General features: G+C 64.0%; 19 protein-coding genes and 2 tRNA genes. 12 read left to right on the forward strand and 9 right to left on the reverse strand.

The window, feature by feature from the left end; genetic code table 11:
• Positions 1-2 precede the first annotated feature (2 nt).
• From VPH41_RS19820 to dkgB, 5 genes are all read right to left on the reverse strand, one after another.
• The gene (locus VPH41_RS19820) at positions 3-461 is read right to left on the reverse strand and encodes a (2Fe-2S)-binding protein (RefSeq protein ID WP_289912256.1); all 459 of its coding nucleotides are present in this window, start codon (positions 459-461) and stop codon (positions 3-5) included.
• A 132-nt stretch (positions 462-593) separates the two neighbouring features.
• Positions 594-1310, reverse strand: coding sequence for a DsbC family protein (locus VPH41_RS19825; RefSeq protein WP_193317057.1), 717 nt, complete (start codon positions 1308-1310; stop codon positions 594-596).
• Between the two features lie 159 nt (positions 1311-1469).
• Entirely contained in the window at positions 1470-2702 is a 1233-nt protein-coding gene (locus VPH41_RS19830) for an FAD-dependent monooxygenase (protein WP_328571265.1), read from the reverse strand.
• 66 nt (positions 2703-2768) lie between these two features.
• Complete coding sequence (locus VPH41_RS19835) at positions 2769-3698, reverse strand: LLM class oxidoreductase (RefSeq protein WP_328571266.1); 930 nt, start codon at positions 3696-3698, stop codon at positions 2769-2771.
• A gap of 1 nt (position 3699) precedes the next feature.
• Entirely contained in the window at positions 3700-4524 is an 825-nt protein-coding gene (dkgB, locus tag VPH41_RS19840; protein WP_328571267.1) for a 2,5-didehydrogluconate reductase DkgB, read from the reverse strand.
• Between the two features lie 187 nt (positions 4525-4711).
• Here dkgB and VPH41_RS19845 point away from each other — a divergent pair.
• Positions 4712-4787, forward strand: a tRNA-Phe gene (locus tag VPH41_RS19845).
• Positions 4788-5040: 253 nt separating this feature from the next.
• Positions 5041-6042, forward strand: coding sequence for a hypothetical protein (locus tag VPH41_RS19850; protein ID WP_328571268.1), 1002 nt, complete (start codon positions 5041-5043; stop codon positions 6040-6042).
• Between the two features lie 160 nt (positions 6043-6202).
• On the opposite strand, the gene VPH41_RS19855 is transcribed toward VPH41_RS19850, so the two are convergent.
• Complete coding sequence (locus VPH41_RS19855) at positions 6203-6742, reverse strand: DUF2058 domain-containing protein (protein ID WP_034753528.1); 540 nt, start codon at positions 6740-6742, stop codon at positions 6203-6205.
• 265 nt (positions 6743-7007) lie between these two features.
• Between VPH41_RS19855 and VPH41_RS19860 the strand changes: the two genes are divergently transcribed.
• From VPH41_RS19860 to VPH41_RS19870, 3 genes are all read left to right on the forward strand, one after another.
• The gene (locus tag VPH41_RS19860; protein ID WP_152283969.1) at positions 7008-7313 is read left to right on the forward strand and encodes a PsiF family protein; all 306 of its coding nucleotides are present in this window, start codon (positions 7008-7010) and stop codon (positions 7311-7313) included.
• Between the two features lie 178 nt (positions 7314-7491).
• Complete coding sequence (locus VPH41_RS19865; protein WP_328571269.1) at positions 7492-9786, forward strand: putative bifunctional diguanylate cyclase/phosphodiesterase; 2295 nt, start codon at positions 7492-7494, stop codon at positions 9784-9786.
• Between the two features lie 91 nt (positions 9787-9877).
• A complete protein-coding gene (locus VPH41_RS19870; RefSeq protein WP_328571270.1) occupies positions 9878-12280 on the forward strand; it encodes a S9 family peptidase in 2403 nt (800 codons plus the stop codon).
• Between the two features lie 79 nt (positions 12281-12359).
• On the opposite strand, the gene VPH41_RS19875 is transcribed toward VPH41_RS19870, so the two are convergent.
• Entirely contained in the window at positions 12360-13301 is a 942-nt protein-coding gene (locus VPH41_RS19875) for a cytochrome-c peroxidase (protein ID WP_328571659.1), read from the reverse strand.
• Between the two features lie 263 nt (positions 13302-13564).
• Between VPH41_RS19875 and VPH41_RS19880 the strand changes: the two genes are divergently transcribed.
• Entirely contained in the window at positions 13565-14002 is a 438-nt protein-coding gene (locus tag VPH41_RS19880; RefSeq protein ID WP_328571271.1) for a hypothetical protein, read from the forward strand.
• Positions 14003-14048: 46 nt separating this feature from the next.
• Here VPH41_RS19880 and VPH41_RS19885 read toward each other — a convergent pair whose 3' ends face one another.
• Positions 14049-14822: a hypothetical protein gene (locus tag VPH41_RS19885; RefSeq protein ID WP_328571272.1), complete on the reverse strand. Its 774-nt coding sequence runs from the start codon at positions 14820-14822 to the stop codon at positions 14049-14051.
• Positions 14823-14939: 117 nt separating this feature from the next.
• On the opposite strand from VPH41_RS19885, the gene VPH41_RS19890 reads away from it, so the two are divergent.
• From VPH41_RS19890 to VPH41_RS19905, 4 genes are all read left to right on the forward strand, one after another.
• Positions 14940-15015: transfer RNA gene (locus VPH41_RS19890), tRNA-Phe, on the forward strand.
• A complete protein-coding gene (locus VPH41_RS19895; RefSeq protein ID WP_328571273.1) occupies positions 14983-16290 on the forward strand; it encodes a serine hydrolase domain-containing protein in 1308 nt (435 codons plus the stop codon). Before VPH41_RS19890 ends, VPH41_RS19895 begins: the two co-directional genes overlap by 33 nt.
• A gap of 211 nt (positions 16291-16501) precedes the next feature.
• Positions 16502-18883 carry an acyl-CoA dehydrogenase gene (locus VPH41_RS19900; RefSeq protein WP_328571274.1) on the forward strand — a complete coding sequence of 794 codons (2382 nt, stop codon included), beginning with the start codon at positions 16502-16504 and terminating at the stop codon, positions 18881-18883.
• A 71-nt stretch (positions 18884-18954) separates the two neighbouring features.
• Positions 18955-19206 carry a DUF1059 domain-containing protein gene (locus VPH41_RS19905; protein ID WP_152283975.1) on the forward strand — a complete coding sequence of 84 codons (252 nt, stop codon included), beginning with the start codon at positions 18955-18957 and terminating at the stop codon, positions 19204-19206.
• A 28-nt stretch (positions 19207-19234) separates the two neighbouring features.
• Here VPH41_RS19905 and VPH41_RS19910 read toward each other — a convergent pair whose 3' ends face one another.
• On the reverse strand, positions 19235-20428 hold the full coding sequence (locus tag VPH41_RS19910; RefSeq protein WP_442906308.1) for a TCR/Tet family MFS transporter: 1194 nt from the start codon (positions 20426-20428) through the stop codon (positions 19235-19237).
• Positions 20429-20568: 140 nt separating this feature from the next.
• Here VPH41_RS19910 and VPH41_RS19915 point away from each other — a divergent pair, with 140 nt between their 5' ends.
• Positions 20569-21207 carry a TetR/AcrR family transcriptional regulator gene (locus VPH41_RS19915; protein ID WP_328571276.1) on the forward strand — a complete coding sequence of 213 codons (639 nt, stop codon included), beginning with the start codon at positions 20569-20571 and terminating at the stop codon, positions 21205-21207.
• 221 nt (positions 21208-21428) lie between these two features.
• On the forward strand, positions 21429-22817 hold the full coding sequence (locus tag VPH41_RS19920; protein WP_328571277.1) for an FAD-binding oxidoreductase: 1389 nt from the start codon (positions 21429-21431) through the stop codon (positions 22815-22817).
• The last annotated feature ends 36 nt before the right edge of the window (positions 22818-22853 follow it).

Raw genomic sequence — 22853 nt, forward strand, 5'->3', positions numbered from 1 at the left:
CCTCAGGCCAGGGTCTTGGCCGCGTCCTTGATGGCGGCGCGGATCCGTTGATAGGTGCCGCAGCGGCAGATATTGCCGCTCATGGCGCCGTCGATGTCGGCATCGCTGGGCGCCTTGTTGGTGCGCAGCAGCGCCGTCGCGCTCATCACCTGGCCGCTTTGACAGTAGCCGCATTGCGGCACGTCGTGCTGCACCCACGCCGCCTGCACGGCCTTGCCCACCTGGTCGTTTTCCATCGCTTCGATGGTGGTGATCTTTTGCGTGCCGACGGAGGAAATCGGCGTGATGCACGAGCGGATGGCCTGGCCGTCGAGGTGCACCGTGCAGGCGCCGCACAGCGCCATGCCGCAGCCGAATTTGGTGCCCGTCATGTTCAGGTTATCGCGCAGCGCCCACAGGATGGGCGTGGAAGGATCGGCATCGACCTGCGTGTCGCGTCCGTTGATATTCAGGGTAATCATCTGCTGCTTCTCCTTTTTGGAATTGTTATGGCGTCTACAAACAACACTTGATGATACGACAGCGGAAAAAAGTGCAAAAAAAAGCGCGCCTTGCGAGGGCGCGCCGTCCAGCCTTCCTGGCGACAGCCCGGATTACTTAATGGTCGAGAATTTCTGTTCCAGCGTCTTCGCATCGACTGCGCCCGGAATGCGGCTGCCGTCGGCAAAGAAGATGGCTGGCGTGCCCGACACGCGCAGCTGCTGGCCCAGCGCCAGGATTTTTTCATGCGGGTTGGCGCAATTGGCGGCCACCGTAGCCGGCGCCTTGCCGTTCAACATCCAGTCGTCCCAAGCCTTGTTGCGGTCCGGCGCGCACCACACATTGCGCGACTTGACGATGGAGTCCGGCGACAGGATGTTGTACATGAAGGTGTAGACGGTGACGTTGTCGATTTCCTTCAGCGCGTTCTGGCGGAAACGCTTGCAGTAGCCGCAGTTCGGATCTTCGAACACGGCGATCACGCGCTTGCCATTGCCCTTGACGGATTTCATGGCCGAATCGAGCGGCAGGTCGGAGAACTTGATGCGATTGACTTCGTCCAGGCGCACCTTGGTCAGGTCCTGCGACGTCTTGGCGTCGAAGACGTGGCCGACGAACAGGTATTGCGCGGTTTTGTCCGTGTACAGGATGTCGCCACCCGTGCGCACTTCGTACAGGCCGCCGTACGGGGTTTCCTTGACCGAATCGACCTTGGCGCCTTCGCCCAGGCGCGGCTCGATCAGCTTCTTGATGCCCGCTTCCGTCGGCGTTTCCGCGCCGGCGCACGACATCATCAGGCCCGAGGCCAGTACCAATGCGACTCTGCTCATTTTTATCACTATCACTTCTCCACTTGAAACGCCTGGCGGAACTGGCATCTGGCCCGGCGCCGTTACCTATTTGACAAAACGATCGCCGCAGACCAGCTGCGGCGACCTTGAATTTTCACTGCTGCCATTATCCGGCGATATCTTAAGATTCACTGATATCTACTGATTTCCCAGTGCGTGCGAAATCATTTTCCGCTTCAGGGCCGGTAATTTATCCAGCAAGTTTAATCCCAAATTGCGAACCACGCGCAACGGCTCCAGATCGGCGCCGAACAAACGCGCCAGGCCATCGGTGGCCAGCTGCATCAGCAGCACGTCTTCCTTGCGTGCGCGGGCATAGCGGGCCAGCACGCGCTCGTCGCCGATGCCGCGGTGAGCCTCGCGCTCGGCGATGGTCTTGACCAGCTGCGCCACGTCGGCAAAACCCAGGTTCATGCCGTGTCCCGCCATCGGGTGCACCACGTGGGCGGCGTCGCCCACCAGGGCCACGCGCGGCGCCACCATGGCGTGCGGGCGCATCAGGGTCAGCGGAAACGCGCGCACCAGCTCCGGCTGCAATGGCGTCAGCTTGCCCAGCTTGTCGTGGCAGTAGGCGGCCAGGCGCGCGGCCAGGGCATCGGCCGGTTCGGCCATCAAGGTATCGGCCAGCGCATCGGGTGCCGACCAGACCAGCGAAACGCGCTCGCCCGGCAGCGGCAGCAGGGCGACGATGCCTTCGCTGCCCGTGAACCACTGGTGGGCCGCGCCATGGTGCGGCTTTGCGCAGGCGAAGTTGCTGACCACGCCCCGCTGGCCATACGAGCGGTAATCGAGGCCGATGTCGCACTGGCCCCGCACCCACGACTGGGCGCCGTCCGCACCCACTACCAATGCGCAAGTGATGGTGTCGCCGCCATCGAGATGCACGATGGCCGAGTCGTTCGTCCATTCCAGGCGGCTGGCGCGGCCCTGCACCACGTTGACGTTCGGCGCGAATTTCAGGGCGGCGTCCAGCGCCTGGCCCAGGTTGCGGTCTTCGACGATCCACGCCAGGGTGCCCACATGGGCGCCATAGGCGTCGAAACCAAGCCCGCCCGCCTGCGCGCCGTCTCCGTTGACCAGCATGGCGTCGACGGGCGCCACCCTGTCGGCTTCCAGGGCGCCCCATACCTTCAGCGACGACAGCAGCTGGTGCGCCGTGTGATTGAGCGCGTACACGCGCACATCCCAGCTGGGCTCGACCGGCTTGCCAGCGGATGCGGGCGGACTCACCGGGGATAACAGGGTGACGCTTTGTCCTGCCTGGGCAAACGCCAGCGCCGTGGTTTTCGCGATGGCGCCATTGCCGACGATGCAAACGTCGCTGTGGCTATGCATGAAGCGCCGCATGGTGGGGGAAGAGGGACTGTTCATGGGGCCATTATAGCGTTTGCCCCACCTGTTTCAGATAGTCCGGAAGTACAGGACGCATGCCCCAGATCAAGCGGCGCCATGAAACACGGGCAGCACGTGGTCCGCGATCTCCTGCAGGGTCTCGGCCAGCGGGCGGCGGTTCTGCCGCAGCTGCAGGCCGATGTGCTGCACGCCGGCGTCGCGCATGGCCGTCAGCTCGGCGATCAGGCCGTCGCGCCCCGTGCGTGCGCCAAAGCGGAAGCGCTGCAGCGGCACGCTCGGGTCGTCGTCCAGGTCCAGGTGGATGAAGCTGACGTAGGGTTTATCGTCCCCTGCGACGGCGCGCCATTGCGCCGCACGCCGCGCATGGTCGTCCGGCGTGCCCGGATAGGCGAGCCAGCCATCCATCTGCGCGCCGATCCACGCGGGCGACTGCTGCGCCAGCCCCGCCACCAGCAGCGGCAGGGGCGCGGCCGGCTTGGGCAGCAGGCGGATGCCGGACGGCAGGCGCGTCTCGCCCCAGTCGCGCAGCATGGCCACCTGCTCGCGGAAGGCGGCGCCGCGCTGGTCGAAGTCGCGGCCGAACACGGGATACTCGACGGGCCGGTCGCCGCTGGCCACGCCCAGCAGCAATCGCCCGCCGCTCAGCTGGTCCACGCTGGCCGCCGCCTTCAGGGTCAAGACGGGCTCGCGCAGGGGCAGCACCACGGCGGCCGTACCCAGCAAGATGTTCTCCGTGATGCCGGCCAGGTAGCCCAGGTAGGTAAATACCTCGAAGACCTGGGCCGCGTCGCCGAACGACGGGTCATATAAAGGCACGTCGCGCAGCCACAGCGCCCGGAAGCCCAGGCGGTCGGCCAGTTTTGCCAGTTCCACATGCTGGCGCAGATCCGGTTCGCCCGGCACGCGGACGGATGCCGCATTCGCCTGGCGCCCCGTGGACGTCCAGTCATTATCGAGCGGCAGTTCCAGGCCGATGCTGAAACCGCCCTGTCCAAGCTTGGTCATGGCGCCCATATCAGTCCCACTGCGGCGCCAGGCCGTCCGGGTTGGCCAGGCGCTCGCCCCGCTCCAGGGTGGCCATCTGCGCCATCTCGTCCGGCGACAGGATGATGCGCTGGAAATGCAGGTTCGCTTCCAGGTTGGCCCGTTTGGTGGACGAGGGGATCACGGCAAAGCCCTGCTGCAGCGACCAGCTGAGCGCCACTTGCGCGGGCGTCATGCCGTGCTTCGCGGCGATGGCGGCGATGACAGGATCGGCAACCACCTTGCCATATGCGAGCGGCATGTAGGCCGTGATGTGGATGCCCTGGCTGCGCGCGAAATCGATGACGGTGCGGTTCTGCAGGAACGGATGGATCTCGATTTGCTGCGTGGCGATTTCCGACGCGCCCACCGTATCGATCGCTTGCTGCAGCTGCGCGTTGGTGAAATTCGACACGCCGATGGCCCTGGTCAGCCCTTGCGCCTTGGCCTCCGCCAGCGCCGCCATGTATTCGGCGACGGGAATGGCGTCCTGCGGCGACGGCCAGTGGATCAGGGTCAGGTCCAGTTGTTCCAGTTGCAGCTTGTGCAGGCTGTCTTTCAGGCTGGGAATCAGTTTGTCGCGCTGCAGGTTCTCGATCCAGATCTTGGTAGTGACGAACAGTGCATCGCGCGGGACTGGGCTGGCGGCGATCGCCTGGCCTACCTCGGCTTCATTGCCGTAGATTTGCGCCGTGTCGATATGGCGGTAGCCCACGTCCAGACCCGTGGTGACGGAATCGATGACGACCTGGCCCTGCAGGCGGAAGGTGCCCAGGCCGATTTCAGGGATGGCGGTGTGTTGGGTAGCGGTGTTCATGCGGTGAGTCCTCTCAAGTCAGTAACGATGGCCACACTATGCGCCCATCCTTTGTTGAGAAAAATACCGTTTATATCAAATCATATTTGAGCCACAAGCAAGTAAGGCAATGAGTCGGCAGGAAATCGAGGGAAATTCGCGGCAGGCTCTTGCATTCCCGTTTTGGTCTGCTATAATTCGCCACCTTGGCCTGGTAGCTCAGTCGGTAGAGCAGAGGATTGAAAATCCTTGTGTCGGTGGTTCGATTCCGCCCCGGGCCACCAAGAATATGTTTTACGTTCAAAAACGCCACCTTCGGGTGGCGTTTTTGTTTGAGGGCTACGCCAATTCACCGCAACATCTCCCTCTTCCGGCCGCATGCCGGCATCCTCCGCTCATCCAATACGGCATTTCCCCTCCAGCGCATGGCCCGGCGGCCTGACGCCAGACACCAGCACCCCGATATCGGCAGATTTTCCCCATGGGAAACATGTTAAAATTAAATAAACATTAACACCGGCATCAAGGATGATGAGAATGAAAAAATGGTTCTTGCTGGCTGCCACCAGCGCACTTGCCGGCATGGGCACGGCACAGGCCACGCAAGTGGCAGAGCAAATGAAAAGCCCATCGAGCGCGATGCCTCAGGAACAGAAGAGTGCCGTCCCGCACAGGCCAAGGGAACGCAAGGTGGAGGGGGAGAAATTTTCCATGGAGATGCTCGACAGCGACCGCCTCGATCCGGCGTATCCAGGCTTGCCGCTAGGCGCGGTCATCGAGGCAGTCAAAAAATTTGTGCGCGAGAAAAAGGGGGAGTTTGAATCGACGGCTGACTACAAGCGCAGAATGGCGGCAGCGCTGAACGAAAAAGTGGTGGCGGATTCGAGCTTGAATGATGCACTGGCCTTTGTTGTTCCCGTCAAAAAAGACGGAGCATATTCCGTCGGCATTGGGTACGATTTCAATGCGGATACGGGAAAAGTGAAGCTGTATGTCTTTCCGCGTACACGACACTTGAATGGCATCGGCGCGCCCGACTATGACATCAACAAGCCTTCCTATAAAGGACTGGACCAGTTTGACTTGAGCTCCAAATTGAACTCAAAAGGTCGTTATAAAGGACGAAGCACCTATCGTGGCTACTATCCCATTGAAGAAACGTACACGTCCACAATGGGCGTTGCCGTCAATCGCATCCCATTCCTGGATATTGACCGGGGCTACACCCAATACATAAAACCTGCATTCCAGTTTACGCTGGAAAATGCCGTCGCGGCAAAAGAACTGCCGGTCTTGAAGGCGATGGTCGTGATGCAGTTGGCATCGCCTTACATTGCCTATGACTACGAGCGGTCCGATTCAACACCACAACGAATCGACGTGACTACGACGGATAGAGTATTTCTTACTGGGAATATCTTGGGCATCATCTTTTACTCCGGCATCACTGGCGATATCCTGGGACGCTTGCCAGCGTCATTTGGCCTGCCTACTGCCAAGCAAGCCGCGAATGAGGGAAGCGCGCCCGCAGCACAGTAATGGCAACTGGCCATATGCCCGCCCAGCCTTGCTTCTCATCTCCCCGTGCCTTACTTACGCCGGGTAACAGCATTTTCCGCACCAATAACAACGCAAACCTTCGGGTTGGCGTTGTTATTGAATCGAGCAAGGCGGCCGTCGGCGGCCAGCCCCGTCGTTCCTACCACATCAAATCATCGGGAATCTGGAACGCCGCGTATGGATCGTCCTCGTCCACTTCGGTGCTGGCCTGCTTGACGCGCACGACGATGGCGGGGTCGCGTTCGGCGATCTTGTCGGCGATGATGCGCGGCACCAGTTCCACGGCGCCGCCCAGGCAGACGATCACCAGGCGGCCCGCCACCAGGTGGGCCTGCACGGCGGCCGTCACGTAGATGCGCTCGATCTTGTTGTTGAACGTGAAGTTGTACGGCACGTCGCCGTTGTTACCCTTGCTCTGGCGGTTCTTTTGCACCATTTGCGCGATCTGCGCCACGATGGCCTTCTGGTTCGCGGCCGCGTCGCGCTGGGCGTTCAGTTCACGCGCCCGCTCGGCGTTCTTGCGCTGGGTCTCGAGCGCGGCCAGGCGCACCTCGTCGACACTTTGCGTGCCGCTCTTGCGCTCGTCCTTCTTTTGCTTGCTCTTGTCCTGGTTGGCCAGTTTGACCTTTTTCTTGTCGACCAGGCCGGCCTTTAAAAACTGCTCTTGCAACGAGACCATAACTACTCCGTATTGAGGGTGCGCCGGCCAAGGCAGCGGCATCGGCCGGTGGAAAGACGCTAGCATAGCAAAAAACAGGGCTGCTGCCGCCGCAGAATGCCTGCCCGGCCCCGCCGGTGGACGCCGGACGCGTGGCAGTAACAAAAAGACACACTCGATTGGAAATTTTGTTGATAAATGTCATATAGTTAGTTACGTTCTGCATATCGGCAATGCGTTGCCGATTGCATGTCCCTTCCATCGCCTGCGTCTACAAGGATTTGCCATGAAACAATTAATCGCCCTCTGCATCGCTGCCGCGTTTGCCAGCACTGCCTTTGCCGCCGCACCGGAAGCGGCCCCTGCCGCCAAGACGGCGCAACAGTCGAAAATGACCACCTGCAATGCCGATGCCGCCGGCAAGAAAGGCGATGAACGCAAATCGTTCATGAAGGAATGCCTGAGCGCCAAGCCGGCACCGGCCATGACGCAGCAAAACAAGATGAAAACCTGCAATGCCGACGCCAAGGACATGAAGGGCGATGCCCGCAAGGCCTTCATGAAGGAATGCCTGAGCGCACCGAAAAAATAAGCGCCGCACGCACCGCCTGCAACGCCAGCCCTGGAGCTGGCGTTTTTTTTGCCCATGGCAGGAAGCCAGGCCCGGCAATCATGCCGAATGATCAAGATGACATGTTGAACGATAGCGCGTAATATTTTTCCATACTGTTCAGCTCGGCAACACAGTTCCCTGGTGAAAGGACGGCAGCGTGGCGGCGTCGAACGATCTCGCGCACTGGCGCGGCCAGATTTTTGCGCGCCTGCTCCAGGCGGTGCTGGTGCTGGGCATCGTCACGGCCATTCCCAGCGCCCTGCTGGCCGCGCGCGAAGCTATCTGGTCCATAGTCATCCTCGACGTGCTGGCCATCGCCTGGGTCGCCGCCATCTGGTACTGGCGGACAGCGCCCTACCGCTGGCGGGTGGCGCAATTCCTGTTGATCGCCTACATCGTCGGCGTCGGCCTGCTGCTGAAAATCGGCCCCATCAGCCAGATCTACATGATGGTCATCCCCGTGCTGGCCGCATTGTTGCTGGGCATGCAACCGGCCCTGTGGGGCCTGGCGCTGACCTCGCTGACCCTGTTCGTGCTGGGCCTGCATCCGGACGTGGCCCTGCACATGCACGGCGTGCCCGACTCGCCCGTGCTGCGCGCGCTGATCATCGCCTTGAACTACCTGTTCATCGCGGCCGTGCTGACCCTGTCCTGCGCCTTCCTGCTGCGCCACCTGGAGCACGCGCTGGACCGCCTGCAGGCCAGCGCGCTGTCGCTGGAACACAGCAGCGTCGTCCTGTCGGCGCTCAATGCGGAGCTGCGCTTGACGGCCACGGCCGTCGCCCGCCTGAACGACATGGTAATGATCGCCGAAGTGGCCGCTGCGCCGCCCAGCCCCGGCGCGGTGCCGGCCACGCGCATCATCTTCGTCAACGACGCTTTCGAGCGCAGCAGCGGCTATGCGCGCGCCGAGGTGCTGGGCCGCAGCCTGCTGTTCCAGCAGGGCCCCGCCACCGATGCGGGCGAACTGGCGCGCATCGCCGCCGCCCTGGCCAGCGCGCAACCGGCCCGGGCGGAACTGCTGAACTACAACAAGGCCGGCAAGGCGTACTGGGTGGAAGCGGAACTGGTACCGTTTACGGATGCGGACGGCAGGCAGACGCACTGGGTGGCCGTCGAGCGCGAAATCGACGAGCGCAAGAAATCGGAGGCGGCCATCCACCGCCTGGCTTTCTATGACGTGCTGACGGGCTTGCCCAACCGGCGCCTGCTGATGGACCGCATCGCCCACCTGCTGGCCGCCGCCCCGCGCAACCAGCAGATCAGCGCGCTGATGTTCATCGACCTCGACCACTTCAAGCACATCAACGACGCGCGCGGCCACGCCACCGGCGACGCGCTGCTGCGCCTGGCCGGAGAACGGCTGGCACAGCTGATGCGCAAGGCCGACACGGTGGCGCGCCTGGGCGGCGACGAATTCGTCGTGCTGCTGGCGCACCTGGCCGAGGACCTGCACGGCGCCGCCCATGCGGCAGCCCAGGTGGCCGAAAAGATCCGCGCCGCCATCGCACGCGACTTCGAGATCGGCGCGCAGTCGTATCATTGCAGCGCCAGCATCGGCGTGACCCTGCTGCCGAAAGCGGGCCAGCAGGCGCACGACCTGCTGCGCGAGGCGGATATCGCCATGTACCGCGCCAAGGCGGAAGGACGCAACGGCATCGCCTTCTTTGAAGCGGCCATGCAGGCGGGCGTGGAGCGCCGCATGACCCTGGAACGGGCGCTGGCGCGCGCCCTCGACATGGGCGAATTGCGCATGCACGTGCAGCCCCAGGTCGACCGCCACGGCCGGGTGTCGGGCGCCGAAATGCTGATGCGCTGGCCGCAGGCGGACGGCACGCACATCGCGCCAGGCGTGTTCATTCCCATCGCCGAGGAATCGGGGCTGATCGTCAGGCTGGGCCACTGGGCCCTGCGCGAAGCGTGCCGCGCCGCCAGCCTGCTGGCGCAGGCGGGATCGCCCGTCGCCGTGTCGGCCAACGTCAGCCCGGCCCAGTTCCGCCAGCCCGATTTCGCCGCCCGCGTGCAGGCGGCACTGGCCGAGCACGGCACGCCGGCCGGCGCCCTGATCCTGGAACTGACGGAAGGCTTGCTGATCGACCAGCGCGACGCCTCGCTGGCGCGCATGCGCGACCTGGCGGCCCTGGGCATCCGCTTTTCCATCGACGATTTCGGCACCGGCTATTCCAGCCTCGCCTACCTGACCTCGATGCCGCTGTACGAACTGAAGATCGACAAGCGCTTCGTCGACGACACGCCGCGCGACACGGCCATCGTGCAAGCAATACTGGCCATGGCGCGCCACCTGGGCTTGCGCGTGGTGGCCGAAGGCGTGGAAACGCAGGAGCAGGCCGACTTCCTGATCGCCCACGATTGCGACGGCTTGCAAGGCTATCTGTATGCGCGGCCCATGCCCCTGCCCGACTTCATGGCCTGGCTGGCTGGCCGGCATTAGCTTTACGGCATTTCCCCCACGAAACTCCTCCGCTAGAATACCGGCCTTGTCGCCCTGCACCTTCACCGCCTTTCCTGTAAAGTGATCTCCGATGCGTCTGGTTCTTCCCCTGTTGGCCCGTCCCCTTCTGCTCACCCTGTTGGCTGCCGCCCTGCCTGCCGCCCATGCGGCCCCTTCCACCACCGCGCCCACGCCCATCACCCTGGACCAGGCCATGGCCGATCCCGACTGGATCGGCACGCCCGTCGAAGCGGCATGGTGGGGCTGGAATGGCCAGCTGTACTACAAGCAGAAGCGCCTCGGCTCGCCCCTGCGCGACACGTTCCAGGTCGCCGGCGCAAACGCCAGGCTCAATAGCGGCAAGAAAATCGACGACGCGCAACTGGCCAACCTCGATGGCCAGCAAATGGTCGTCAACCGGGCCGGCACGCGCGCCATCCTGCTGCGCAACGGCGACCTGTTCGAGCGCGACCTGAAAAGCGGCGCCCTGACGCAGATCACGCGCGGCGTCTCCGCCATCAGCGACCCGCAATACTCGAGCGACGGCGGCGCCGTGCAATACCGCAGCGGCACCGACTGGTTCAGCTGGAACCGGCTTGACCGCCTGAGCGCCCCCGTCGCCCTGCTGCGCGCGGCCAAGGACCCGGACGCCAAGCCGGAAGCGGACGCCCTGCGCGAACTGCAACTGCGCCTGATCGTCAACCTGGCGCGCCAGAAGGAAGACCGCGACACGAGCCGCGAGCGCCGCCACGAAGAGCGCCGCCTGGACAGCACGCGCGCGCCGGAACCGATCTACCTGGGCGAGAAAGTCACGATCTCGGGCAGCGCCCTGTCGCCGGACGGCCGCTGGCTGCTGTTCGTCACGCAAGACAAGGCCGCCGAGAAAGGCAAGCTGGGCAAGCTGGCCCGCTACATCACGGAAACGGGCTACCCGGAAGCGGACGACGAGCGCACGCGCGTGGGCCGCAACATGCCCATCGCGCAAAGCCTGAAACTGGCCGACCTGCGCACGGGCCAGGTGCGCGAGATCGCTGTCGACAATCTGCCCGGCATCGCCACCGACCCGCTGGCCTCGCTGCGTGCCGAACAGAAGCTGCCGCCGCTGAAAGGCAACCGTCCCGTGCGCGTCGACGCCCAGCGCGACGGCATCGCCTGGACCGACGACGGCTCCAAGGTGGCCGTGCGCATCCGCGCCATCGACAACAAGGACCGCTGGATCGCCAATGTCGACCTGGCCAATGGCGCCCTCGTGCCCGTGCACCGCGTCAGCGACGCGGCCTGGGTCAACCGCCGCGCCGACGAATTCGGCTGGCTGCCCGACAACGCCACCCTGTGGTATCTGTCCGAGGAAAGCGGCTACGCCCACCTGTACGCAAAGACGGGCGCGGCCCCCGCGCGCGCGTTGACCAGCGGCAAGTGGGAAGTGAGCAATGTGGAATGGAGCCGCGACGGCAAGCATGCTTACTTCATGTGCAACCCGCAGGCGCCGGGCACCTATGAAGTGTGCGCCAGCACGGCCAGGGATGGCGGCGCGCGCGAAATCACGCAGCTGAAAGGCGTGGAAAACTTCGGCCTGTCGCCCGACGGCGGCAAGCTGCTGCTGCGCTATTCGACCAGCTATATGCCGGCCCAGCTGGCCACGGTGGCCGTCTCGGGCGGCAAGGCCAATCTCCTCACCGATACGCGCAGCGAAGCCTTCAAGGCCCGCCACTGGGTCATGCCGGAACTGGTGCAAGTGCCGTCCACGCATGGCGCGGCGCCCATCTGGGCCAAGCTGTACCGTCCAGCCCAGCTGGAAGCAGGCAAGAAATATCCCATCGTCATGTTCGCCCACGGCGCCGGCTACCTGCAGAACGTGACCGAACGCTACCCCGTGTATTTCCGCGAGCAGATGTTCCACAACCTGCTGGTGGAGCAAGGCTACATCGTGCTCGACGTCGACTACCGCGCCTCGCTCGGTTACGGCAGCGCCTGGCGCACGGCCATCTACCGCCAGATGGGCCACCCGGAACTGGAAGATTTCATCGACGGCGCCAATTGGCTGACACAGCAGCACCAGGGCGACATCCAGAACGTGGGCATCTATGGCGGCAGCTATGGCGGCTTCATGAGCCTGATGGCCCTGATGCGCGCGCCGGACGTCTTCAAGTCGGGCGCCGCGCTGCGTCCCGTGACGGACTGGACGACGTATAACCACGAGTACACGGCCAACATCCTGAACACGCCGGACGTCGATCCGCAAGCGTATCGAGTCTCGTCGCCGATCGAATACGCGGACAAGCTGACGGGCAACCTGCTGATCGCCCACGGCATGATCGACGACAACGTGTTTTACCAGGATTCCGTACGCCTGTCGCAGCGCCTGATCGAGCTGAAAAAGGATAATTGGGAAATGGCCAGCTATCCGATGGAGCGCCATGGCTTCGTGCAGCCGGAAGCGTGGTATGACGAGTACCGGCGGATTTACCAATTATTCCAGCGCACGCTGAAGTAAAAACTGGGGTCAGACCCCCGCCTGCGCTAGCGTCAAGCTTTGCGTTAACTGTGTTGGGGGTCTGACCCCAAACAACCGTTCAGTCAAACGGCAGGGGCCGCGGCGTCGAATCCGACGATGGCGGCAGGACCGGCAGCACGATGTGCGGCTGCTTGCCCGTCAAGGTCTTCAGGAAGGCGACCAGCTTGGCGTTCTCGTCCGGCGTAAAGGTGCGGCCCAGCTGCAGCCGGCCCATCACGTCGACGGCCTGCGTCAGGGTGGCCGCCTCGCCATCGTGGAAGTAGGGATACGTCAATTCCACGTTGCGCAGGGTGGGCACCTTGAAGTTGAAACGGTCCGCATCCTTGCCCGTCACGGCCGAGCGTCCCTCCGCCGTCATCGCGGTCTTGTACGGCTCGACGACGCCCATTTTCTGAAAGGTGTTGCCGCCCACGGCGGGGCCGTTATGACAGGCGATGCAGCCGCTCGATTTAAATAACTGGTAGCCGGCCAGCTCGTCTTTCGTCAGCGCGCTTTTCTTGCCCGACAGCCATTGGTCAAAGCGGGAACCAGGCGTCACCAGCACTTCCTCGAAGGCGGCGATGGCACGCGTGACTTGCTCGATGGTCAGCTTGTCCTGGCCGAACACCTGTCTGAATTCCGCGCGGTAGGAGGGAATCGAGGCCAGCACGTCGATGGCCAGCTCGTGCGTGAACGCCATCTCGCCGGGATTGGCGATGGGGCCGCCCGCCTGCTCCTGCAAGTCCTTGGCGCGGCCATCCCAGAATTGCGCCACGTTCATGCTGGAATTGAGCACCGTGGGCGAATTGATAGGGCCGCGCTGCCAGTTGTGGCCGATCGAGGTCTTGATGTTATCGGTGCCGCCCATGCTCAGGTTATGGCAGCTATTGCAGGAAATAAAGCCGGAACGCGACAGGCGCGGATCGAAAAACAGTTTTTTGCCCAGCTCGACCATCGCGGGATTGGCCACCTTGGCGGCCGTGATCGGCTGGATCGGTTCCCTTTCGGCGGCGTGCAGCATGTTGCCGAAAGTCAGGCTGGCGAGGAAGAGGAAGGGGGATAAGGTGCGGCGCATGGTCTAACTCCTGGAAACATTCCCGAATCGGCGGCACGCGCCGGCGGGGGAAATGCAGCACGCCGGCCCGGTTGCCACCCGTACATCGCAGATTGGATGTTGATTTATATTAACTTTGACGAGTTGATAATGAAAATGACCGGGATCAAGGATAGGCCAACCGACGAATCGTGCTTGCCATTTGGGCAAGCGTGGCACATGATGAGGGCATGCACACGCCAACCTCCCCCACCCTGTTACCGCTGCTGCGCGCCGCCTGCGCCGCCATCGTGCTGCTGGCCACCAGTGCCTGCGGCAGCCCTCCCGCACAAGATGCGCCGCCTGCCCCCGGCAATGCCGGCTTGCTGGCGCAAATCCAGGCGGAAGCGGGCAACGCAGCTTGCGATTCCACACAGCAATGCCAGACCATCGCCATCGGCGCCAAGGCTTGCGGCGGGCCCGAGCGCTACCTGGCCTGGTCCAGCAAGGAAAATGACGGCAAGAAACTCAAGGCCTTGGTCCAGGCGCATGCCGAGGCGAGCCGCAAGCAGCAGCAAGCGGATGGCATGATGTCCACCTGCTCCATCGTCACGGACCCGGGCGCCACGTGCCAGGCGGGACGCTGCGTGCTGCAAAAGAGCGGCCTGGGCGGCAGCTCGGCCATGTAAAAAAAGCCGCTGGTTCAGCGGCTTGTGAGGTTCTGCAACGGTTCAGTCAAGACTGCAATTGCAAGGTCTTCACGATCTTGCTTTCCACTTTCTCGCCCGCGCCCGAGGTGGTGTTCCGGCTCTCCTTGCGCAACAACAACAATAAACGGTCGCCCTGCACGCCATACTGGCGCGTCTCGTCCGTCTTTTGCGTAAAGCTGACGACGACAAAGGCGCGCCCGCTGACGTCGATATGGAACTGGCTGGCCAGCGGCGTGCCGTCGGCGGCGATCCACACCTCGATGCCGCCGTCGAACTTCTTCACATATTTGCGGTCCTTTTCCGGCACCTTGTCGAGCGACAAGGTGAAGCTGAGCAGGCGCGCCGGCTTGCCCTTGTAGCTGTCGGCCTTCTCGCTGCTGAACACGGCTTCATCGATTTCGCGCGACAGGGCGCCCGCCGCCGACACCATGCTCCGCAATTCCGTCGCCTTCATTTCCCCCAGCGCAAAGCCGATCGGCGTCTTGACCTTCGGGTCTTTCACCTTGGCGCGCTGCTCGGCTTCCACTTTTGCCAGCAAATCCTTGCCGTAGAGCACTTGCAAACCCGCCGGCCCGCTCTCGACAGCCACCGTGGCCTGGCCGCTATCCTCTTCCGCCTCCTTGCCCTCGCCCTCCTTGCGCCAGCTTTTCGATTCCACCTGGGCCTTGACGGGCGAGAGTCCCTGCAAGCGCGCCAGCGCCGCATTCAAATCGGCCAGGCCATCGGCCCGCGCCGTTCCGCACACCATACTGAACAAGCCGGCCACCGCCAGCCACTGCACGCCATCACGTCCTTGCATCGCCGTATCCCCATGTCACATATGGATGCCAAAACACCATGTTTTGGCCATCTGTTGCATTTGAACACAGCTTCCTCTGGTCAGGTGGAATCTCTTTCTGCTATAATTCGCCGCCTTGGCCTGGTAGCTCAGTCGGTAGAGCAGAGGATTGAAAATCCTTGTGTCGGTGGTTCGATTCCGCCCCGGGCCACCAAGAATTAAAAAAAACGCCACCTTCGGGTGGCGTTTTTTTTGTCCGGCACCGCCGCAACACCCTACGCGCGACTTTTTTCTGTCGCCGCTGAATCCCTTGTGCGAAAATGCCCCTCCCCCCTGGATGGTGCGCATGATGACAAAACTCGCCGCAATCATAACTGGAATGACACTGCTGCTGGCCGCTTGCAAGCCCGCAGCCACGGCGCCTGCGCATGATATTCCTGCGGCAATGAGCGAGACCGCGACCACCCTGCTGCAGTCGAAACTGCTGCACGCGACTTCGATTGCCGTCGTTTACCGGGGCCAGGAATTCATTCTGCATCAAGGCGAGCTGGAGACCGGCAAAGCCAATCCGCCGAACGATACGACGCTGTATGAAATCGGCTCAGTCAGCAAGACTTTTGCGGGCCTGCTGCTGGCGAACGCCGTGCTCGATGGGAAGGCGTCGCTCGACGATCCCATACAAAATTACCTGCCGGCCGCCTACCCGAACCTGCAGTCGCAGGGGCAGCCCGTGCGCTTGCGCCACTTGATCACGCACACGAGCAATATGCCGGGCATGCTGCCATTGCAGGTGAACACCATATTGAAGGATTTCACGGCACACGCCACGCCGGCAAAGCTCAATGCCGCCTACGCCGGCTACGGACAACGGCAATTCTGGCAGGACTTGCACACAGTCAGCCTCAACGGTCCGTTGGGCAAGGACTACGCATATTCAAGCGCCGGTACCGAACTCGTTGCGCACGCTCTCGAAACCATCTACGGCATGCCCTATGAAGTCTTGCTCACGCAATTGCTCGCGCGCGAAGCCGGCATGCACGATACCAGGCTGAGCCTCGCAGCCACAGATGCCGGCAGACTAGCGCCCGGCTACCACAGCGACAATCCCATCGTCACGACACCGATGCCGCAACTGCCCTGGGGGGCGGCCGGCAACCTGAAGTCGACCATGCCGGACATGGCAAAATACCTGCGCCTGCAATTGAGCGCCCATCCCGCGGTCGCCGAATCGCACAAGCCGCTGGTACGCTTTCAGGACGACTTCAGCATAGGTTACTTCTGGAACATCGGCACGAACGGCCAACTGGGCACGCATTATGTACACCATGGCGGCGTGCCGCGTGCGCAAGGCTACGCCTACATCGTTCCCCAATATCAGCTCGGCGTCTACATCATCACCAACCAGAGCGGCGACGCCACTGCCGGCGCCATGGAAAGCGCGCTCGCGCCTATTTTCGACACCGTGGCATCCATGGAAAGCGCGCAGTAAGCCGGCCCTTGTTGGACAAGTCCTTGCGCCGGTAGTTCAATTGCGCCCCGGGCCAGCAAGCATTCGGCAAGCCATGACAAAAAAGCCAACCTCGGCCTGGCTTTTTTCCTCGGCACTGTCACGCTGCCGGGCTTCGTCCGTATGCGCTGTACCGCACAGTAACATTCGCCAGATCGGCCTACCCTGTAGCTATTACACAGGGAGATATCGCATGCTCAAGATTGCTCTGCTGGTGGCCCTGCTGGGCCTGGTTTTACTGTTCGCCGTCGCCCCCGTGCGCCGCGCCCTGATTACGCCGCACCTGCTCGCGCTGTTCAAGCGCATCCTGCCCACCATGTCCGGCACGGAGCGCGACGCCCTCGAGGCGGGCACCACGTGGTGGGATGCCCAGCTGTTTTCCGGCCGGCCCGACTGGCCCAGGCTGCTGGCCTATGGACCGGCCGCGCTCAGCGCCGAGGAGCGCCACTTTCTCGAGCACGACGTCGAGCGGTTGTGCGAACTGGTCGACGACTGGGAAACGCAGCAGACACTCGACTTGCCGCCCCAAGCCTGGGACTACCTGAAGGCGCAAGGCTTCCTCGGCATGATCATCCCGAAACAATACGGCGGCAAGCAATTCTCCGCCTACATGCATTCGCAAGTGGTGATGAAGCTGTCGAGCCGCTGCTCGGCGCTGGCGGTGACCGTGATGGTGCCCAATTCGCTGGGGCCGGCCGAACTGCTGCTGCACTACGGCACCGAAGAACAGAAGGATTACTACCTGCCGCGCCTGGCCGCCGGCACGGAGATTCCCTGCTTTGCGCTCACCAGCCCGTATGCCGGTTCCGACGCGGCCGCCATTCCCGACCTGGGCGTGGCGTGCATGGGCATGCGTGAGGGGAGACCGACCCTGGGTTTCCGCCTCACCTGGAACAAGCGCTACATCACCCTGGCGCCCGTGGCCACCTTGCTGGGCCTGGCATTCCAGACCAGCGATCCCGACCATTTGCTGTCCGACAACGATGCACCGGGCATCACGTGCGCGCTGATTCCCGCCAGCCACGAGGGCGTGGTGATCGGCCGGCGCCACCATCCGCTCAACGCCGCCTTCCAGAACGGGCCCACGTCGGGCCACGACGTCTTCATTCCCATCGACTGGGTCATCGGCGGCCAGGCGCAAGTGGGGAAAGGTTGGCGCATGCTGATGGAATGCCTGGCGGCCGGGCGCGCCATTTCGCTGCCCTCGTCCAGCGTGGGCATGGGCAAGATGGCCGTGCGCGGCACCGGCGCGTATGCGGCCGTGCGGCGCCAGTTCAACATGCCCATCGGCAAGTTCGAAGGAGTGCAGGAAGCGCTGGCCCGCATGGGCGCCAACCTGTACCTGATGGACGCGGCCCGCACCCTGGCCGCGCACGCCGTCGACCTGGGCGAAAAACCGGCCGTCATTTCCGCCATCGTCAAATACCACGTCACGGAACGGGGACGCGCGCTCGTCAATGACGGCATGGATATCCTGGGCGGCAAGGGCATCTGCATCGGCCCCGGCAATTTCCTGGCCAGCGCCTACCAGCAGATTCCCATCGCCATCACGGTGGAAGGGGCCAACATCCTCACGCGCAGCCTGATCATCTTCGGCCAGGGCGCCATCCGCGCGCATCCGTATGTGCTCAAGGAAATGGCCGCCGTCAGCGAAAGCGACGGCCGCAAGGCCCTGCGCGATTTCGATGCGGCTTTCTTTGGCCACGTGGGCTTTGTGCTGGGCAACCTGGCCAGGGGGCTGTGGTACGGGCTGGGCGGCGCGCGCCTGGCGGCCGTGCCCGGCGCCGGCGCACCCGCGATGGCCCCCTACTACCGCGCCCTGACGCGGCTGTCGACGGCCTTTGCCGTCATGACGGATATGTCGATGTTCGTGCTCGGTGGCGAACTCAAACGACGCGAACGGCTGTCCGCCCGGCTGGGCGATGTGCTGGCGCAACTGTACCTGGCGTCGTCCGTGCTCAAGCGCTACGAGGACGATGGGCGTCCGCCAGCCGACCTGCCCTATGTGCACTGGTCGCTGCAGGATGCGCTGCTCAAGGCGCAGCAAGGCTTGACGGGCGTGCTGGACAACTTCCCCGCGCGCGTGCTGGCGGTGCTGCTGCGCACGCTGCTGTTCCCCTTCGGCCTGCCCCACCGTCCGCCCTCGGACGAGCTGGGCAGTGAGGTGGCGCAGGCCCTGCAAACGCCGGGCACCGACCGCGAGCGCCTGCTGGCCGACGGCCATGTCGCCAGCGAGGGCAGCCACGGCGGCGATCCGCTGGCCTGCGCCGAGCGGGCGCTGGCCTTGCTGCCGGACGTGCTGCACATCGAAAAACGCCTGAAAGACACGCCCGAAGGGGCGGCCCTCCGGCACCTGCCGCAAAGCCTGCACGCCATGCAGCAGTGGCTGGCTTCGGCCAAGGCGACAAGCTCCGTCAGCTGCCAGGAACACAACACCTTGCTGGAATTTGCCCGCCTGGTCGATGGCCTGATCCAAGTTGATGATTTCCCTGCCGCTGCGGCGCCTCAGGCACAGGGCGGCAGCACCGTGCAGCGCCTGGACGAGGAAGCGCCTGGCGAGAGCCGCGCGGCCTAGGCCTGGCGGGTTTGCGGCCTATACTGAATGGAGCGGGCACGGTGCCCGCGCCATGCAGAAAGGAGTCGATCATGACGCGCAAATTCATCGATTGCCGGGAATTTCCAAGCGACACGCATTGCTCGGTGGCCATCTCGGCCGACAGCGAGGAAGAACTGCTGGGCATAGCCGTGGAACACGCCGTCTCGGTACACCATCACCACGACACGCCGGAACTGCGCCAGCAACTGCGTCAATTGTTCAAGGACGGCATGCCGCCCGAACACGTGCCCATGACGGGACAGGCCGGCAGCAGCGCCAGCGGCGCCGCGCACACGCATTAGTGCGTGCCGCCCCCGCGCAATGGCCCGCTCAGGACGCCAGCTTGCGGGCAGGCGCCCTGATGTCCAGGCCCAGCACGAGCGGCACCAGGGCGGCGTACACGACGAGCACCGACAGCCAGACGGCGCCGGGCCAGTGCGCCCGCACGCCAAAATAAATGCTGGAAAACACCAGCGGGCACAGCACGGATGCGAGGCTCACGGATGAGGCCAGCACGCCCTGGAACTGGCCTTGCCGGTCGTCCGCAACCTGGCGCGTGGCCAGCGACTGCAGGGCCGGTGCGCCGATGCCGCCCAAGGCGAACACGGGCATGATGGCGAAGATCATCCAGCTGCGCGTGGCAAAGGCCATGACGAGCAGCGCCACGCCCGCGCACACGACACCGCCCAGGATGGTGGCGCGCTCGCCCAGCAGTTTGACGGCCGGGCCGGGCAAGAAGGCCTGGGCCAGCGCCTGGCATACGCCAAAGGCGCCCAGCGACAAGCCGATCCACAAGCCATTCCACCCGAACGCGTCGCGCCCCCACAGCGCCCAGCACACGCCATACACTTCGCCTGCCGCGCTGAAGGTAAAGAAGATGAAGGCAATGGGCAGCAAGCGCTTTTGCGACCAGACCCAGCGCAGCGGGCGCAAGGGATTCAATGCCGCCAGGTCGATTTTCCCGTGTGTGGGCGGGCGGGATTCGGGCAGCATCAGCAACGCCAGCAGCAGGTTGCTAGCATTCAAGACTGCCGCCGCCATGAACGGCAGGCGCAGCCCGTAGTCGCCCAGCGCGCCGCCCAGCACGGGACCGATGATGAAGCCTGCGCCGAACATGGCGTTGAGCAAGCCGAAACGGCGCGCCCGCGTCGCTTCGGGAGAAATATCGGTGATGTAGGCCGTGGCCACGGAGACGTTGGCGCTCGTCACCCCCGCGATGGCGCGTCCCAGCAGCAGCATCCACAGGCTGGGCGCAAAGGCGAGGAACAGGTAATTGACGGCGGCGCCCGCCAGCGAGACCAGCAGCACGGGGCGCCGGCCCAGGCGGTCGCTGAGCGCGCCCAGCACGGGCGCAAACATGAACTGCATCAGCGCGTACAGGGCCGTCAGGATGCCGATGTACGGCGCCACGCTGGCCGCATGCGTGACCTCCTGCAGCAGCGCGGGCAAGATGGGGAAGATCAGGCCGATGCCCACGGCATCGAGGACGACAGTGGCAAAGATGACAGGCAGCGCGCGCTGCATGGCGGGCGGCGGGCTGGCGGAAACGGAAACTTTCATATACTCAATCTAAATATGTACTCAGTACATAAATAATACGCCCGGCATTCCTGCGCGCCAAGCTTTATATGTACTCAGTACACTTAGTGTATGATCGTGGCAACATGACGATTCCTGCCGACCTCCGCTCCCGCAAACGCCTTGCTACCCGGCAAGCCATCTCGAATGCCGCCACGCGCCTGTTCTTCGTGCGCGGCTTCGAGCAGGTGACGGTGGACGAGATCGCGGCGGCCGCCAGCGTGGGACGCATGACGGTGTTCAACCACTTCCCCCGCAAGGAAGACATGTTCTTCGACCGCGAGGAAGAGGGACGCGAACTGCTGCGCGCGGCGCTGCGCCAGCGCGATCCCGCCATCGCGCCCATCGAAACCCTGCGCCTGCTGGCGCACCGGCTGGTGGCCGAAGACAGCCCCTACGTCAGCTTTTCCGCCGCCGGCCAGGGCTTCATTGCCACCATAGAGGCCAGCGCTACCTTGAAAGCGCGGGCGCGGGCGATCCGCGACGAGCTGGCGCACGTGGTGGCGCAAGCGCTGACCGACGCCACGGGGCGCGATGCAAACGATCCCCTCGCCCACCTGGCGGCCAGCCTGCTGCTGGCCACCTGGAGCACCGCCCTCGTCGAAGCGCACCGTGCCTTCGCGCAACATGGCGACGCGCGGCTGGCCAAGGCCGGCTTCCTGTCCCTGGTAGACCGCGGGCACACGGGCTTGAACGCCGCCATGGCGAGCACGCCCTACGCCTGAAACGGCAGCCCCGTCGTTCAGGCGGCCCATCGTCTGTCGCAGCGCAAGCCCTCGTACTTCCTTGTCTCATTTGCCAGCACCTGGGCTTGCGTACCATCTGGTGCCTTCCTATCATGAAACCACGCGCTGGCAAACGATGCATGCAGGCCGGCACGCGGGAACCGTGCTCCCGTTTCCCGTCACCATACCCATAACCGCATGCAGCCGCTGGGAGGTACACGATGAATACCTTGACGAACGGCCAGCTCAATGAGTTGCAAGCCGCATTGAGAGGGCAACTGTTACAAACGAACGACGCCGGCTACGACAGCGCGCGCGCCGTCTGGAATGCGATGATCGACCGGCATCCGGCCCTCATCGCGCGCTGCGCGGGCACGGCCGACGTGCGCGCGGCGCTGGCGTATGCGCGCGACCGCGGCCTGCCCCTGGCCGTGCGCGGCGGCGGCCACAATATCGCCGGCAGCGCCCTGTGCGACGATGGACTGGTGATCGACCTGTCGGGCATGCGCTCGGTGCATATCGATCCGCAACAACGCCGCGCCCATGTCGAAGGCGGAGCCATCTTGCACGACTTCGATCACGAAGCGCAGGCATTCGGCCTGGCCACGCCGCTGGGCATCAATTCCACCACCGGCGTGGCAGGGCTGACCCTGGGCGGCGGTTTTGGCTGGCTCAGCCGTACGCTGGGCCTGGCGGCCGACAACCTGCTGGCGGCCGACGTGGTCACGGCCGACGGCCAATTCCTGCATGCAAGCGCGACGGAGCATCCCGACCTGTTCTGGGCCTTGCGTGGCGGCGGCGGCAACTTCGGCGTGGTCACGCGCTTCGAATTCCAGCTGCATCCCGTGGGGCCGCAAGTGACGGCCGGCCTCATCGTGTTCCCCTACGCGCAAGCCAAGGCGGTGCTGACGAAATACCGCGACTTCGTCGATGGCATGCCCGACGAGCTGACCGTCTGGGCCGTCCTGCGCAAGGCGCCGCCGCTGCCCTTCCTGCCGCCGGAAGTGCACGGCCAGGACGTGCTGGTCCTGCCCGTCTTTTCGCCCGTGCAATCTGCCGCCATGCAGGAAGCGATCGAGCGCATCGGCAGCTTCGGCCAGCCGCTGGGCATGCACGTGGGCAGCATGCCGTACACGGCCTGGCAACAGGCCTTCGATGCCCTGCTCACGCCGGGCGCGCGCAATTACTGGAAATCGCACAACTTCACGCAGCTCAGCGACGCGGCCATCGATACCGTCATCCGCCATGCCGGCAAGCTGCCGACGCCGCAATGCGAAATCTTCCTCGGCCTGCTGGGCGCGCAGGCGAGTCGGCCGGCGCCGCAGGATACGGCTTATCCGCACCGCGACGCCCTGTACGTGATGAACGTGCATACGCGCTGGGACGAGCCGGCCGATGATGCGCGCTGCATCGCCTGGGCACGCGACTTTTTCAACGACGCGGCACCGTATGCGACGGGCAGCGTGTACGTCAATTTCCTGACCGACGATGAAAGCGGCCGCACGGCCGACGCGTATGGCGTGAACTATCCGCGCCTGGCGCGCATCAAGCAGCAATACGATCCCGCCAACCTGTTCCGCGCCAACCAGAACATCTGTCCGGCCGCCTAGGCTGCCACGGCGCAGCGCCTTGCAATCCCTTGATCC

The organism is Janthinobacterium sp. P210006, from assembly GCF_036231885.1.
Taxonomy (GTDB): domain Bacteria; phylum Pseudomonadota; class Gammaproteobacteria; order Burkholderiales; family Burkholderiaceae_D; genus Janthinobacterium; species Janthinobacterium violaceinigrum.

Coding starts and splice junctions, on each gene's coding strand:
- VPH41_RS19875 (WP_328571659.1), bottom strand. CDS start 13,301: ATGCTGCACGCCGCCGAAAGGGAACCGATCCAGCCGATCACGGCCGCC.
- dkgB (WP_328571267.1), bottom strand. CDS start 4,524: ATGAACACCGCTACCCAACACACCGCCATCCCTGAAATCGGCCTGGGC.
- VPH41_RS19885 (WP_328571272.1), bottom strand. CDS start 14,822: ATGCAAGGACGTGATGGCGTGCAGTGGCTGGCGGTGGCCGGCTTGTTC.
- VPH41_RS19900 (WP_328571274.1), top strand. CDS start 16,502: ATGCTCAAGATTGCTCTGCTGGTGGCCCTGCTGGGCCTGGTTTTACTG.
- VPH41_RS19915 (WP_328571276.1), top strand. CDS start 20,569: ATGACGATTCCTGCCGACCTCCGCTCCCGCAAACGCCTTGCTACCCGG.
- VPH41_RS19850 (WP_328571268.1), top strand. CDS start 5,041: ATGAAAAAATGGTTCTTGCTGGCTGCCACCAGCGCACTTGCCGGCATG.
- VPH41_RS19870 (WP_328571270.1), top strand. CDS start 9,878: ATGCGTCTGGTTCTTCCCCTGTTGGCCCGTCCCCTTCTGCTCACCCTG.
- VPH41_RS19825 (WP_193317057.1), bottom strand. CDS start 1,310: ATGAGCAGAGTCGCATTGGTACTGGCCTCGGGCCTGATGATGTCGTGC.
- VPH41_RS19910 (WP_442906308.1), bottom strand. CDS start 20,428: ATGCAGCGCGCGCTGCCTGTCATCTTTGCCACTGTCGTCCTCGATGCC.
- VPH41_RS19820 (WP_289912256.1), bottom strand. CDS start 461: ATGATTACCCTGAATATCAACGGACGCGACACGCAGGTCGATGCCGAT.
- VPH41_RS19830 (WP_328571265.1), bottom strand. CDS start 2,702: ATGAACAGTCCCTCTTCCCCCACCATGCGGCGCTTCATGCATAGCCAC.
- VPH41_RS19835 (WP_328571266.1), bottom strand. CDS start 3,698: ATGGGCGCCATGACCAAGCTTGGACAGGGCGGTTTCAGCATCGGCCTG.
- VPH41_RS19860 (WP_152283969.1), top strand. CDS start 7,008: ATGAAACAATTAATCGCCCTCTGCATCGCTGCCGCGTTTGCCAGCACT.
- VPH41_RS19905 (WP_152283975.1), top strand. CDS start 18,955: ATGACGCGCAAATTCATCGATTGCCGGGAATTTCCAAGCGACACGCAT.
- VPH41_RS19920 (WP_328571277.1), top strand. CDS start 21,429: ATGAATACCTTGACGAACGGCCAGCTCAATGAGTTGCAAGCCGCATTG.
- VPH41_RS19880 (WP_328571271.1), top strand. CDS start 13,565: ATGCACACGCCAACCTCCCCCACCCTGTTACCGCTGCTGCGCGCCGCC.
- VPH41_RS19855 (WP_034753528.1), bottom strand. CDS start 6,742: ATGGTCTCGTTGCAAGAGCAGTTTTTAAAGGCCGGCCTGGTCGACAAG.